Here is a 15,536-nt window from a genome sequence, read left to right on the forward strand (position 1 = left end):
TTTATGACCAATTTTGAAGATAATATTGAGGTACAAGGTGCCAGAGTACATAACTTAAAAAATATAGATGTTACCATTCCTAGAGAAAAACTTGTAGTTATTACAGGGTTGTCAGGAAGTGGAAAATCGTCTTTAGCCTTCGATACTATTTATGCTGAAGGACAGCGTCGTTATATTGAAACATTTTCGGCGTATGCGAGGCAATTCCTTGGCGGATTAGAGCGCCCCGATGTGGATAAAATTGACGGACTTTCGCCTGTTATTGCTATCGAGCAAAAAACAACAAGTAAGTCACCGCGTTCCACAGTGGGTACGATTACCGAAATTTACGACTTTTTACGTCTATTATATGCGCGTGCCAGCGATGCTTACAGTTACAATACAGGCGATAAAATGGTGAGCTATAACGATGAGCAAATCAAAGAATTAATTATAACCGATTTTAAAGGTAAACGCATTAATATTCTAGCACCTGTGGTCCGTTCTCGTAAAGGACACTATCGCGAATTATTCGAGCAAATTGCAAAACAAGGGTTTGTAAAAGTAAGAACAGATGGCGAAATTGTAGACCTTAAAAAAGGAATGAAGCTGGATCGTTACAAAATGCACGACATTGAAATTGTAATCGATAGACTTAAAATAGACGATACAACAGAAAATGACAAACGCTTAAGCGAGACCATTAATACGGCAATGTATCACGGAGACGATGTGCTTTTAGTAATCGATCAAGACACGCAAGAAGCACGTTATTTTAGCCGAAACTTAATGTGCCCAAGTTCTGGTATTTCGTATCCCAATCCAGAACCTAATAATTTTTCATTCAACTCTCCAAAAGGCGCCTGTAGCAATTGTAGTGGTATTGGCGACCTCTATCAGGTCAATGAAAATAAAATTGTTCCCGACGAGAGCTTATCGATAAAAAACGGAGCATTAGCGCCGCAAGGTCCAGAGAAAAAAAGTTGGATTTTCAAGCAATTAGAAATTATTGCACAGCGCTATAATTTTAAATTAACCGATCCTTATAAATCCATTCCCGAAGAAGCTAAAAAAATTATTTTATACGGTGGTAACGAGAAATTTACAGTCGACAGTAAAACGCTTGGCATCGCCAGAGATTACAAAATAGATTTTGAAGGGATTGCTAATTTTATCGAGAACCAATACAACACTGCTGAATCTAAATCTTTACAACGTTGGGCTAAAGAGTATATGGACAAAGTAGAATGTCCGGTGTGCAAAGGTGCGCGTTTACGTAAAGAATCTTTGTATTTTAAAGTGAATGGTGAGAATATTGCACAATTAGCCAGTAAAGACATTGTAGATTTAGCGGAATGGTTTGATACGCTAAGCAAAAATCTAACAGAGAAACAGCTTAAAATTGGAGAGGAAGTGATTAAGGAAATTAAAGCTAGACTTCAGTTTTTACTCGATGTTGGTTTAGATTATTTATCCCTAAACCGAAGCTCGAAATCACTATCTGGTGGCGAGGCACAGCGTATTCGATTAGCGACTCAAATTGGTTCGCAATTAGTGGGTGTGTTATATATTCTCGACGAACCAAGTATTGGTTTACATCAACGCGATAACGAAAAACTAATCAACTCATTAATTGCGTTGCGCGATATTGGAAACTCGGTAATTGTTGTCGAACACGACAAAGATATGATAGAACGTGCCGATCATGTTATTGATATCGGACCGCGCGCTGGAAAATACGGTGGCGAAATTATAAGTCAAGGAACACCAAAACAACTATTAAAAGAGCACACGCTAACTGCCGAATACCTTAATGGTACGCGAAAAATAGAAATCCCTAAAAAGCGCCGTGAAGGAAACGGCAACTTTATTGAATTAAAAGGCTGTACAGGAAACAACTTAAAAAACGTATCGGTTAAATTTCCTTTAGGAAAAATGATTGGCGTTACTGGCGTTTCCGGAAGCGGTAAGTCGACTTTAATTAACGAAACCCTCTACCCTATTCTCAACGCATATTATTTTAATGGCGTAAAAAAACCTATGCCCTATAAAAGCATTAAAGGTTTAGAGCATATTGATAAAGTAATCGATATTAATCAATCTCCCATTGGTAGAACACCACGAAGTAATCCTGCAACTTATACAGGAACTTTTGGAGAAATAAGAAGTTTATTTGCAAAAATTCCCGAAGCACTAATTCGTGGTTACAAGCCCGGACGTTTTAGTTTTAATGTCTCCGGCGGACGTTGCGAAACGTGTAAAGGTGGTGGTTTACGGGTTATAGAAATGAATTTCCTTCCAGATGTGTACGTAGAATGCGAAACCTGCCAAGGGAAACGCTTTAATCGCGAAACCTTAGAAATTCGTTATAAAGGTAAAAGCATCAGCGATGTTTTAAATATGACTATTAATGAAGGGGTTGACTTTTTTGAGAACATTCCGAAGATTTATAGAAAACTAAAAACCATTCAAGAGGTTGGTTTAGGTTATATTACATTAGGGCAGCAAAGCACAACCTTATCCGGTGGTGAAGCCCAACGTATTAAACTTGCTACCGAATTAAGCAAACGCGATACCGGAAATACCTTTTATATTCTAGATGAACCCACAACAGGACTTCACTTTGAAGATATTAGAGTGCTAATGATAGTGTTAAACGAATTGGCCAATAAAGGCAATACTGTGCTAATTATTGAACATAATATAGATGTTATAAAAACGGTAGATCATATTATAGATATCGGTTACGAAGGCGGAAAAGGAGGCGGTGAAATCATCACAGAAGGCACGCCAGAACACGTTGCAAAACACAAGAAAAGTTACACCGCAAAATTCCTGAAAAAAGAGTTACAATAACTATCGCGTTAATATATTAGTTATTTGATAAAAAATTAACGTTATCATAAAATTTTGTTTACTATATTAGTAACATAACTTAAAACCAAAATATTATGAGAGGTATTCTTTGGCTTGTAGCCGTAATTTGTATTATTGTTTGGCTCCTAGGTTTTTTAGGAGTGATGCCAGGCATTGGAACTAACAATTTAATACACATATTATTAGTAATAGCTGTAATAGTTATACTATACAATATAATTACTGGACGTAAACCATTATAAAAATAGATAAAACACGTTCAAAAACGAGCCAAATGGCTCGTTTTTTTTGGGACATAACGGACGCCAAAACAAATAAATTTTTAAAAAAAATTGAATACCTTTTTTATGTCCTAAATTCTATTAAATTTGTTTTTAACAATTCAAAATAAACACGATTCAAATACTATATTAAATGAGAGAAGAACAACATCACAAAGGTTGGAATGAGAATAAAACAAACGACTCTTGGGCCATTTTTAAAATTATGGGAGAGTTCGTTTACGGATTTGAAAAAATGAGTCAAATTGGGCCATGTGTATCCATTTTTGGATCGGCAAGAACGCAACCCGATCATAAATATTATAAGCTTACAGAGGCTATAGCACAACGTATTTGCGAAGCGGGCTATGGTGTTATCACTGGTGGTGGACCAGGAATTATGGAAGCAGGTAACAAAGGGGCGCACTTAGCCAACGGTATATCGGTAGGTTTAAATATAGACCTTCCTTTCGAGCAGCATGACAACCCCTACATCGACAATGACAAATCTTTAGATTTCGATTACTTTTTTGTACGGAAAGTTATGTTTGTAAAATACTCGCAAGGTTTTGTTGTAATGCCTGGAGGCTTCGGTACTTTAGACGAACTTTTTGAGGCGATTACCCTTATTCAAACCAATAAAATTGAAAAATTCCCTATTATTCTTGTCGGTAAAGATTTCTGGGAAGGCTTAATTGATTGGATAAAAAAGACCGTTTTAGACAAATTTACCAACGTGAGTCCTGGCGATTTAGATTTAATACATCTAGTAGACACCGAAGATGAAGTGGTTACGATTTTGGACGATTTCTACAAGGAGTACCGCTTAAGTCCAAACTTTTAATCATTATGCTATGCTAATCTCTTAATTTTTTCGTTATTACTAAAAAAAACGCTACACCCCATTGAAATATTTTTACACCACACTACTCGCGTGTCTATTTTTCAGTATTACTACTATTGGTCAGAATACAATGGCTATTACTGCCGATTTGGATGTTGAAACAAAAAGCATTCATATTGAGCAAAACATCACGTATTTTAACGATTCTAATAAAACCTTAGACACTATTTATTTAACCGATTGGAGTCATAGTTATTCAACTAAAAACACACCGTTGGCTACCCGATTTGCCGAAGAGTTTAAGAATACATTTCATTTCGCGAAAAACGAAGACCGTGGATTTACAGTATTGTCAGAAATTACAGCTGAAAACAAAGGGGTTACTTACAACCGATTAAAAAATAATCCAGATATTATTGCAGTAGCATTAAGCACACCGCTATTGCCAAATAAGGCGTACCATCTTAGTTTAAAGTACACGCTACAGATCCCTAACGATAAATTTACGAGGTATGGCGTTACAGATACTAATGATTATAATTTAAGATTTTGGTACATAACACCCGCCGTTTTCGATGGCGAATGGCACTACTTTAGCAATAAAGATTTAAACGATGCCTATGTACCAAAATCTAATATTACGGTGCAATTTACGTATCCAGAAGACTACACTTTAATTTCCGAATTAAACACCGTAGAAACGACGGTTAATAACGCACAGAAAACAACACTGTTAGAAGGAGAGGCAAGAATCAATTCAAAATTATTCTTAAACAAAGCTAATACGTTTAAAACCGTAGAAACCGATTTCTTAACCATTCAGTCTAATATCGATAATGAGGGTTTAAAAGCCACCCAAATGGTTTTAGCTTCCGATAAGGTGTCAGGTTTTATCACTAATCATTTAGGAGATTACCCACACGAGAAGCTATTACTAACGGCTATCGATTATAAAAGAGATCCTATTTACGGCCTAAACCTATTACCAAGTTTTATCCGTCCATTTCCAGACACCTTTCAATACGAATTAAAATTACTGAAAACAGGTTTACGAAATTTTCTAGAAAACACAGTTCTTGTCAATCCCAGAGAAGAGCAATGGGTTATCGATGGGATTCAGACGTATTTATTAATAAAATATATAGACATTTATTACCCCGAAATTAAACTTACAGGCACTTTAGGAAACATTTGGGGACTTCGCGCCTTTCACGCCGCCGATTTAAAATTTAACGACCAATACAACTTAGGCTATATTCATATGGCAAGAGCTCATTTAGACCAACCGCTTAGTATGGCTAAAGACTCCCTACTTAAGTTTAACGAAAACATTGCAAACAAATACAAAGCTGGTGCTGGATTGCGTTATTTAGACGATTATACAAACAGCGCGCTTGGCGAAAAAGCAATTAAAGAGTTTTTTAAAGACAATGCCCTAAAGCCAACAAATGCAGAAACTTTTATTTCCTACTTAAAAGACAACACAGATAAAGATATCGATTGGTTTTACAACGATTACGTAACGACCAGCGAAAAAATAGACTTCAAAATAAAGCGCGTTAAAAAAGTAGGTGACTCCTTACGGGTAACCTTACAAAATCGCAGAGATAACGAAATGCCAGTTTCTTTATATACCCTAAAAAACGACTCCGTAATTGCCCAACAATGGATTTCTGGATTTCGAGATAGCAAAACCATTACTATAGCAAATTCCGATGCCGATCGTTTAGCGATAAATTATAACAAAATCATACCAGAAGTTAATACTAGAAATAATTGGAAACGCGTTAATACGTTTCTAGATAAACCTATTCAATTTCGATTATTTAAAGACATTGAAGACCCCGATTACAGTCAGATTTTCTTTATGCCAGAATTTGCGTATAATTTTTACGACGGTTTTTCACCGGGTTTAAAACTGTATAATAAAACAGTACTCTCTAAAGATTTTCTATATAAATTTAGTCCAAAATACGCCTTTAAAAGCGACCAATTAGTGGGTAGCGCCTACTTTAGTTACGCCGATCGCAAAGAAGATAGCAATCACTATTTTACCCGCTATACCCTTCGTGGAGAATACTACAATTATGCGCCTAACTTGTCGTACACTTCCTTTACACCGTCCGTAAGTTTTAGATTTAGAAACCCAGACGATTTACGCAAAAATAAAAAGAAATATCTCGATTTTAGATACGTAAATATCGATCGTGAAATCGATTTAATGGGAGAATTTAAAACGGAAGGCGAACCAAAATACAGCGTTTTTAACGCCAGCTATACCGAGGTGAATCCTAATTTAAAAAACTACAGTTCTTGGAATACTGATTTACAAATCGCGCAAAATTTCGGTAAATTATCGACCACTTTAGAATTTAGAACCCTTACCGAAAACAATCGCCAATACAATCTGCGTGCCTATTTTGGTACCTTTATTTACAATAAAACGTATCAAGACACCAATTTCTTTAGTTTTGCCCTAGACCGCCCAACAGATTACCTCTTCGACTACGATTATTTAGGGCGTACAGAAGAAGCCGGCATATTAAGTCAGCAATTAATAATTGCCGAAGGTGGTTTCAAATCACAATTAGAGACGCCATTTGCAAACCAATGGATTTCTACCGTAAATACCAGCACCACGATTTGGCGTTACATTATGGCTTACGGCGATGTCGGTGTCTTAAAAAATCACGATACGAGCCCTAAGTTTGTTTACGACAGTGGTATCCGTTTAAATTTAGTCGAAAATTATTTCGAATTGTACTTCCCTATTTACTCTAATAAAGGCTGGGAAATTGCACAACCAGAGTACGATAAAAGTATCCGTTTTATCGTTACACTATCGCCCAACACACTCTTAAAACTGTTCACTAGACGCTGGTATTAAGTATGTTACTATTTAAATTTATGGTGTTTACTAATTAAAAAAAATTAGCACCGCGCTATACGCTAAATCTTTTATTTGGAAAAAATAAAAGGATATCGCTACTATCGCTAACACAAAACAAAAACTCATTATTATATTATTAGCGAAAATCGCGATTTATCGCATTTAGTAAAAATATCGCAATAAAAACCTCTTTTTGCGCCATAATTCGCAATAATTAGACCCGTTTAGGTATTGTGAAATTTATAAATTTTGCCTAATTTTGCAGAAAACTACACATATTATGCAAACATTATCAGACTTAAAAAAGGACATGTCTTTTGAAGACTTTAAAGCACAAGTTTTAAACGATTATAAGACCGCTGTAACCAGTCGAGAATGTAGCTTATTAGGAAGACGAGAAGTGCTTACAGGTAAAGCCAAATTCGGGATTTTTGGAGACGGTAAAGAAGTCCCACAATTAGCATTAGCTAAGGCGTTTCAGAATGGCGACTTTAGATCAGGTTACTACCGTGATCAAACCTTTATGATGGGGATAGGAGAACTTTCTATTGAGCAGTTTTTTTCAGGATTGTATGGTAACACAAATTTAGAGCAAGAGCCAATGTCTGGAGGGCGCCAAATGGGTGGACACTTTACAACTCATAGTTTAGACGAAAACGGAAACTGGAAAAACTTAACACAACAAAAAAACTCGAGTGCAGATATTTCTCCTACCGCAGGACAAATGCCACGTTTATTGGGCTTAGCGCAAGCTTCAAAAATATATAGAAATGTAGAAGGCATCACTGCCGATAATTTTTCTGTTAACGGTAACGAAGTCGCTTGGGGTACTATTGGTAACGCTAGTACTAGTGAGGGCTTGTTTTTCGAAACTATTAACGCCGCTGGTGTTTTAGAAGTACCGATGGTAATGAGTATTTGGGATGACGAATACGGCATTTCGGTGCACGCGAAACACCAAACTACCAAAGAAAACATATCTACTATTCTTAACGGTTTTCAACGTGAAGAAGGAACTAATGGCTACGAAATATTACGTGTTAAAGGCTGGGATTATGTTGCTTTAATGGCAACGTATCAAGAAGCTTCAAAAATAGCAAGAGAAGAGCACGTTCCTGTTTTAATTCACGTTAGCGAATTAACGCAACCTCAAGGACACTCTACTTCAGGCTCTCACGAACGTTATAAGAATAAAGAGCGTTTAGAATGGGAAACAGAAAACGATTGTAATGTAAAAATGAGATCTTGGGTTATCGCTAGTAGTATTGCTACAGACGAGGAGCTAAAAGACATAGAAAAAACAATTAAAAAGCAAGTAAGAGACGGTAAAAAAGCCGCTTGGTCTGCTTTTATAGAGCCCTTTCAAGCCGAACGTAAAGAAGCCTTAGAGATACTTAATAAAGTAGCTTCAGCGAGTTCTAACAAAGCATTTATTGAAAAAATAGTTAACGATTTATCAGAAATTAGCGAACCTAACAGAAAAGACATTCTGTCTTCTGCTCGTAAAATTTTGCGTTATGTTTTAAACGAAAACTCGTCAGCAAAACAAGAATTACAAGAGTGGATAAACGCTTACTTTGTAAAAATTCAACCTGAATTCAGTAATAATTTAGTAAACGATACAGCCTCTTCAGTAATTAATGTAAAAGAAGTAAAACCACAATACGCTTCCAATGTTGAGGAAGTAGATGCACGTATTGTAATGAGAGACAACTTCGATGCTATATTTAGTAAATATCCAGAAGCACTAATTTTTGGTGAAGATTCAGGAGCGATTGGCGATGTTAACCAAGGTCTAGAAGGTTTACAAGAGAAGTATGGCGAATTACGTGTATCGGATGTGGGTATTAGAGAGGCGACTATTTTAGGTCAAGGTATTGGAATGGCGATGCGTGGTTTACGCCCGATTGCCGAAATTCAATATTTAGATTATATTTTATATGCTTTACAGATTATAAGTGACGATTTAGCAACCTTACGCTACCGTACCAAAGGACGCCAAAAGGCCCCGCTAATTATACGTACCCGTGGTCACCGTTTAGAAGGTATCTGGCACTCTGGTTCCCCATTAGGTGGTATTATTAACTTAGTGAGAGGTGTACACGTTTTAGTGCCACGAAATATGACTAAAGCTGCTGGTTTTTATAACACATTATTACAAAGTGATGAGCCTGCACTTATTATAGAATGTTTAAATGGCTACCGTCTAAAAGAAGAATTACCGACTAATTTCGGAGAGTTTACAACACCAATAGGTGTGGTAGAAACCGTAAAAGAAGGTTCTGATATTACGTTATTATCGTACGGTTCTACGTTAAGAATTGTAGAGCAAGTCGCTAAAGAATTACTAGAAGTTGGTATTAATGCTGAGGTGATTGATGCACAATCGTTATTACCTTTCGATTTAAACCATGATGTAGTGAAAAGTCTTCAAAAAACAAACCGTTTAATGGTGATTGATGAAGATGTTCCTGGAGGAGCTTCGGCGTACTTATTAAACGAGGTGTTAAACACACAAAACGGGTATAAGCATTTAGATAGCCAACCTAAAACATTAACAGCAAAAGCACACAGACCAGCTTATGGAACGGATGGAGATTACTTCTCTAAACCGTCTGCCGAAGATATTTTTGAAGCGGTTTACGAAATAATGAACGAAGTTAACCCTAAAGATTTTCCGAAATTAAGATAAGTTACCTTTCGAATAAATATAACAACCTAAAACCTTTCAACGCATTCAGTTCGAAAGGTTTTTTGGTTAAAAAATAGTCGGATTGTAAACTGCCATTCTTTTTAAAAGGGATGTTTACATTTATTATTTCTTTGTAATTAGCCAACAATTAGTTTTTATTAAAATATATTAGCTATTTATAAATTATCTTTAAACGTATTATCTTACGGCAAACAATAGTCCATAGTACAATGCAAAATACAGAAAACCCTCAATTAACCACTCGCGATTGGTTAGCCATTGAGCGCACAAAATTAGCGAACGAACGTACTTTTTTGGCCTATTTTAGAACCTTTATTGTGTTTTTAGGCTCGGGTATAACGATTCTAAAACTGGAATGGTTTTCGGATATTAAGTGGTTTGGAGTTGTGTTATTATTTTGTTCGCCTTTACTACTAATTGTAGGCATTGTACGCTTGGTGTACGTTAAGAAAGTTATTAGAAATCACTATAAATAGTATGAAAGCTGCTTCCGTAAAACAACTTAAGGACGAATTAAAACACACCTCTCAAGAAGATTTAATGAACTTATGTTTAAGACTCTCTCGTTTTAAGAAAGAGAACAAAGAGCTACTCACCTATTTACTCTTCGCGTCGCAAAATGAAGCCGATTATATTGAAAGTATAAAAGAAGAAATAAGCGAACAGTTCCGGCAGATTAACACAAACAGTTATTTCTATATTAAAAAAAGTGTTCGGAAAATACTGAGAATTATTAAGAAATATGTGCGCTATTCTAGCCAGAAAGAAACAGAAATAGAGCTTCTCATTTATTTTTGCGAACAACTAAAAGCTTTTAAACCTTCTATAAAAACCAATACTACCTTATTATTAATTTACAACAGGCAGATTGTAATTATTAAAAAGAAAATCCCCGCACTTCACGAAGATTTACAATACGATTTTAACTTAAAACTTGAAGATTTGTAAACGACTTAAATTGGGGTATAAAAAAAGCAAATCATTTCGATTTGCTTTTAGGACCTTATTTATTTGCTATATTATTGTGTTTGGCCTGAATGCTTCCCTTCGAAAATTTCCTCTATTAATTTAGCATTAAAAGCTGGTAAATCGTTAGGGTCTCGACTGGTTACTAAACCTTCGTCTACCACAACTTCTTCATCGTACCATTTAGCACCTGCATTAACAATATCAGTTTTAATAGAACCGTAAGAGGTCACTTTTCTCCCTTTTAAAACTTCAGCTTCCGCTAATAACCAAGGTGCGTGACAGATAGCTCCTACAAGTTTGTGGTTTTCAAAAAACGATTTTATAAAGGCAATTGCTTTCTCATTTCGTCTTAGCGTATCTGGGTTGATCACCCCTCTCGGTAACATTAGTGCCTTATAATCACTTTGAGATACGTCGTTCTAGGTTTTGTCCACGTTATATGCTTTTCCCCAATTTCCATAGGCCCAAGACTTTATTTCTCCAGATTTTTCTGAGATAATATGTACTTCTGCTCCGACGTCTTCCTGTGCTTTTCTAGGTTCTTTTAATTCACTTTCTTCAAATCCATTAGTCGCTAAGATTGCGATTTTTTTTATTTAAATTTTCCATTTTTTGATGTTTAATATTAGTATTAATTCCTATTAAATATACTTAGAAATCAAAACTTCAAATAATTACAACATAATTTTAACGAGAATTTAATATAAAGTGTTAAGAGGCGGGCTTGAAAAGTTAAACGCAGAATGTTTTAATTCAATATGTTAAACAACATTTCTTTTAATAAATCTTTTTGCGGCGTAGCGTTAGAATTGACACCTTTACTTTTAACATCAAATTCTCGAAGACGACCAATAACTCCGCTCACTTTTCGCATTGGGAAATTTCGGGCGGCCTCTATATATTCATTTACAAAATAAGGATTCACTTTTAATGCTGACGCCACATTTCTCGGCGATTTATCGCTCATTCCATGTAAATGAAGTAACTGCGAAAAGAAATTAAACAGTAAAGACACCGTAACAACCATAGGGTTGTCTTTTGGGTTTTCGCCAAAGTACTTAATAATCATATACGCCTTAACATCGTTTCTTGCTCCAATAGCTTTTCGTAATTCGAAATTATTATAGTCTTTACTAATCCCTATATTTTCTTCGATATGCAATGGTGTAATTTCGGAGTTTTTAGGTAACACAATCTGCAGTTTTTCTAACTCGTTGTTTATTTTCCCTAAATCAGTTCCTAAAAACTCTACTAGCATTTGCGAGGCCTTTGGGTCTATCGTATAGCCCTTTGTAGAGAGCACACGGCGAATCCAATCTGGCACCTGATTATCGTATAATTTTTTACTTTCGTAAATAACCCCCATTTTTTTTATGGTTTTGTAAACCGCTTTACGCTTATCTACCGACTTATATTTATAACACAAAACCAACACTGTAGAGAGTTGTGGGTTTTTAGCATAATCGTTTAACTTGTCTATGGTTCGCGATAAATCTTGAGCTTCTTTTACAATAATCACCTGCTTATCAGACATCATTGGGTAGCGTTTTGCCTGCCCTATGATATCGTCTATGGTAACATCGCGACCATACAACACCATTTGATTAAATTCTTTTTCCTCTTCGGCTAATACGGTGTCTTCAATAAAATCTGAGATCTTATCAATGTAATACGCCTCCTCACCCATTAATAAATAAATAGGTTTTAGGTTTTTCTTTTTTATATCAGTTACTAACTGTTTAACTTCGTCCATTAAAAAAAATTCACCAAATTTGTGTAGTGCAACAATTAAATTTCCCTACATATTCGTTTCGATTCAAAAATAGCGAAAATAAAGTTTCTATATTCGATGCTATTCGTAAAAAATTCGTAATTCTTCAACCCGAAGAATGGGTCCGCCAGCACTGTGTGTGGTATTTAATCGAAGAGAAAAACTACCCGAAATCCCTTATTAATGTTGAGAAAGAACTTATCATCAACGATTTAAAAAAACGCTATGATATAGTGGTGTTTAATCCCGATGGCAGTATTCACTTAATTGTGGAATGTAAAGCTCCGAAAATTGCTATAAAACAAAACACCTTCGACCAAGTGGCGCGTTATAATTTAGCGTTAAATGCTACTTATTTAATGGTGACTAATGGTTTGAATCACTATTATTGTCAAATGGATTTTGATGCTGAAAAGTATCAGTTTCTAAAAGAGATTCCCAATTATAAAAAATAAGAATGAAATTAGCTGTTGTTATATTAAATTGGAATGGAAAAGAGTTATTAGAAACCTTTTTACCTTCAGTCGTAAAACACTCACAAAACGCGACGATTTATGTGGCCGACAATGCCTCTACCGATGCTTCACTGGCATTTATCCGCACGCATTATCCTTCAGTGAAAATCATAGAAAATAAAAGTAATGGTGGCTATGCAAAAGGCTATAACGACGCTTTAAAACACGTTGAAGAGCCTTTATTTTGCTTACTGAATAGCGATGTAGAGGTTACCGAAAATTGGCTCACTCCTATTATTAACACGTTTAAAGCAGAACTGGAAACAGCAATCATTCAGCCTAAAATTTTAGATTATAAAAAGAAATCTCATTTTGAATATGCGGGAGCTGCGGGAGGATTTATAGATAAATATGGCTACCCGTATTGCCGAGGGCGCCTTTTTAACACCATTGAAGCAGATACTAATCAGTACAACGACACTACTCCTGTTTTCTGGGCCTCGGGTGCCTGTTTCTTTATAAGAAAAGAAGTTTTCACTGCTTTAAATGGATTTGACGAATCCTTTTTTGCGCACATGGAAGAAATTGATTTATGCTGGCGTGCTTATAATTTAAATTATAAAACGAAATACGTGGGAACCTCCACTGTTTACCACGTTGGCGGCGCAACGCTAAACGCTATAAACCCTAAAAAAACATACTTAAACTTTAGAAATAGTTTGTTTTGTTTGTCTAAAAATGCCTCTGGCAATCTATTCGCCTTAATTTTCGTACGTTTGGTATTTGATGGTTTTGCTGCTTTAAAATTTTTAGTTGATTTAAAACCGAAACATATTTTAGCCATTTTACAAGCACATTTTAGCTTTTATAGACATCTTAGCACGCTTTTAAAAAAGCGTACAAAGAGTCCTCAAATTAAAAACTACTACACCAAAAACAGTATTGTATGGCTGTATTTCGCTCAAAAAAAGCGTTATTACAGAGATTTGTAACTGTTATAGTAAAAGTTTTGTTAATGCTTCTTTTAACATTTAATTTTTATATACTTTTGATATTGTTCAACAATTAAACCATCTTATTAAAATTATGAAAAAAATCATATTGTTTGGTGCCGTAGCACTACTTACTTTGGGTTCATGTGTTTCTAAAAAGGAATACTTAGCATTAGAAGGTAAGCACAAGGAAACACAAGACTTACTAAATACCGCAACAGTTAAATTAAATCGTTGTTTAGCGGATGAAGCAGCATCGGCAGCTAGAGCAAAAGGACTTAGCGAACGTTTAGCCGATATGAAATCGACTAACCAAGCGTTAATTGAAACGTCTAAAGATATGACGGTTCTTACTACTAAAGGCGCTACTAATCTTGAAAAATCTCTTGAAAGTTTAAAAGAGAAAGATTTAAAAATAACGCGTTTACAAGATGCTTTAACTAAAAAAGACAGTGTTACGCTAGCTTTAGTTACAAGTCTTAAGAAAGAAGTTGGATTAAACGATCCAGATATTGAAATTAACGTTGAAAAAAGTGTTGTATTTATCTCTCTATCTGATAAATTATTATTCCAAAGCGGAAGCTATAACATAACTACGAGAGCAAAAGAAATTTTAGCTAAAGTAGCAACTGTTATAAACAGCAAGCCTAATTTTGAGGCTATGGTGGAAGGTCACACAGATAATGTTCCTTACGGAAAAAGAGATGCTCTTTTAGACAACTGGGATTTAAGTGTAAAACGTAGTACATCTATCGTTAGAGCATTACAAGATTTAGGGGTAGATCCTTCTAAATTAATTGCTGCTGGTAGATCTGAGTATGTGCCTTTAGTTGAAAATAATTCAGCTGAAAACCGTGCAACAAACAGACGTACTAAGATTTTAATCTTACCTAGAATTGATCAGTTTTATAATATGATTGAAGAAGAAATGAAGAGTTTATCTAAAGAATAATCCTATTCATTTTATATACTATAAAAAGCCTAATCTTTCGATTAGGCTTTTTTTTATGACACTATTTTAAGTTAATTAAAAAATCTCCAGACTTCCTTTTCCTTCTCTAATAATAACAGGATTGTCACCACCATCAGATAAGTCGATAATAGTAGACGCGTGGTTATCGCCATAACCACCATCGATAACTAAATCGACTAGGTTACCCCATTTTTCAAGTATTAATTCAGGATCGGTAGTATATTCTAAAACGGCATCTTCATCTCTAATAGAAGTTGAAACCAAAGGGTTTCCTAATGCTTTTACAATTTCTAACGTAATCGCATTATCAGGAATACGAATTCCTACTTCTTTTTTCTTTTTAAAAACTGAAGGCAGCGATTTCGACCCTGGCAAAATAAAAGTATAAGGCCCAGGAAGCGCTCGTTTTAATATTTTAAAAGTCGAGGTATCTATTTGTTTTACATAATCGCTAAGGTGACTTAAATCGTGACAAATAAACGACAGATTAGCTTTTTCAAGTTTCACTCCTTTTATTCTAGCGATTTTCTCTAACGCTTTCGTGTTGTTAATATCGCAACCTAATCCATACACCGTATCGGTTGGATAAACAATAAGTCCGCCGCGTTTTAAACAATCAACGACCTTTTTTATTTCCTTCGGATTTGGGTTTTCTTCGTAAATTCTTATTAATTCTGCCATAACCGTATTTTTTTGTACTTAAAAATAATTATAATTTTACAAATAAGCTGATTACTAATAATTTAATTAATTAAAATTATCCTTATTGATCAGGCTAAATTAAAATACACCTTAAAGTTAACGGGGCGTTCT

12 protein-coding genes and 1 pseudogene are annotated in these 15,536 nt (G+C 35.2%); 10 read left to right on the plus strand and 3 right to left on the minus strand.

Going from position 1 to position 15,536, the window contains the following annotated elements; genetic code table 11:
* Positions 1 to 3: 3 nt before the first annotated feature.
* From uvrA to ES676_RS03135, 7 genes are all read left to right on the plus strand, one after another.
* Positions 4 to 2,835, plus strand: a complete 2,832-nt coding sequence (gene uvrA, locus ES676_RS03105) for an excinuclease ABC subunit UvrA (protein WP_148368584.1) — start codon at positions 4 to 6, stop codon at positions 2,833 to 2,835.
* A gap of 95 nt (positions 2,836 to 2,930) precedes the next feature.
* Positions 2,931 to 3,098, plus strand: coding sequence for a lmo0937 family membrane protein (locus tag ES676_RS03110; RefSeq protein WP_148368585.1), 168 nt, complete (start codon positions 2,931 to 2,933; stop codon positions 3,096 to 3,098).
* A gap of 172 nt (positions 3,099 to 3,270) precedes the next feature.
* Entirely contained in the window at positions 3,271 to 3,960 is a 690-nt protein-coding gene (locus tag ES676_RS03115) for an LOG family protein (RefSeq protein ID WP_148368586.1), read from the plus strand.
* Between the two features lie 61 nt (positions 3,961 to 4,021).
* A complete protein-coding gene (locus ES676_RS03120) occupies positions 4,022 to 6,847 on the plus strand; it encodes a gluzincin family metallopeptidase (RefSeq protein WP_148368587.1) in 2,826 nt (941 codons plus the stop codon).
* 283 nt (positions 6,848 to 7,130) lie between these two features.
* A complete protein-coding gene (locus tag ES676_RS03125; protein WP_148368588.1) occupies positions 7,131 to 9,542 on the plus strand; it encodes an alpha-ketoacid dehydrogenase subunit alpha/beta in 2,412 nt (803 codons plus the stop codon).
* Between the two features lie 230 nt (positions 9,543 to 9,772).
* On the plus strand, positions 9,773 to 10,039 hold the full coding sequence (locus ES676_RS03130; RefSeq protein WP_148368589.1) for a DUF202 domain-containing protein: 267 nt from the start codon (positions 9,773 to 9,775) through the stop codon (positions 10,037 to 10,039).
* A 1-nt stretch (position 10,040) separates the two neighbouring features.
* Positions 10,041 to 10,511 (plus strand): hypothetical protein, encoded by a 471-nt coding sequence (locus ES676_RS03135; protein WP_148368590.1) that lies wholly within the window; start codon positions 10,041 to 10,043, stop codon positions 10,509 to 10,511.
* A gap of 71 nt (positions 10,512 to 10,582) precedes the next feature.
* Here ES676_RS03135 and ES676_RS15230 read toward each other — a convergent pair.
* Positions 10,583 to 11,141, minus strand: a pseudogene (locus tag ES676_RS15230) (type 1 glutamine amidotransferase domain-containing protein).
* Positions 11,142 to 11,280: 139 nt separating this feature from the next.
* Entirely contained in the window at positions 11,281 to 12,285 is a 1,005-nt protein-coding gene (gene holA / locus ES676_RS03145) for a DNA polymerase III subunit delta (RefSeq protein WP_148368591.1), read from the minus strand.
* 26 nt (positions 12,286 to 12,311) lie between these two features.
* Here holA and ES676_RS03150 point away from each other — a divergent pair, with 26 nt between their 5' ends.
* The 3 genes from ES676_RS03150 (at position 12,312) to ES676_RS03160 (ending at position 14,702) form a co-directional block, all read left to right on the plus strand.
* Positions 12,312 to 12,758: a type I restriction enzyme HsdR N-terminal domain-containing protein gene (locus tag ES676_RS03150; RefSeq protein WP_148368592.1), complete on the plus strand. Its 447-nt coding sequence runs from the start codon at positions 12,312 to 12,314 to the stop codon at positions 12,756 to 12,758.
* A 2-nt stretch (positions 12,759 to 12,760) separates the two neighbouring features.
* Positions 12,761 to 13,750, plus strand: coding sequence for a glycosyltransferase family 2 protein (locus tag ES676_RS03155; protein ID WP_148368593.1), 990 nt, complete (start codon positions 12,761 to 12,763; stop codon positions 13,748 to 13,750).
* Positions 13,751 to 13,844: 94 nt separating this feature from the next.
* Positions 13,845 to 14,702, plus strand: a complete 858-nt coding sequence (locus ES676_RS03160) for an OmpA/MotB family protein (protein ID WP_148368594.1) — start codon at positions 13,845 to 13,847, stop codon at positions 14,700 to 14,702.
* A gap of 75 nt (positions 14,703 to 14,777) precedes the next feature.
* Here the strand turns inward: ES676_RS03160 and ES676_RS03165 are convergent, their stop codons facing one another.
* A complete protein-coding gene (locus tag ES676_RS03165) occupies positions 14,778 to 15,404 on the minus strand; it encodes an L-threonylcarbamoyladenylate synthase (protein ID WP_148368595.1) in 627 nt (208 codons plus the stop codon).
* Positions 15,405 to 15,536: the final 132 nt, after the last annotated feature.

Origin of the sequence: Bizionia saleffrena (assembly GCF_008086175.1) — a bacterium.
Lineage (GTDB): Bacteria > Bacteroidota > Bacteroidia > Flavobacteriales > Flavobacteriaceae > Bizionia > Bizionia saleffrena.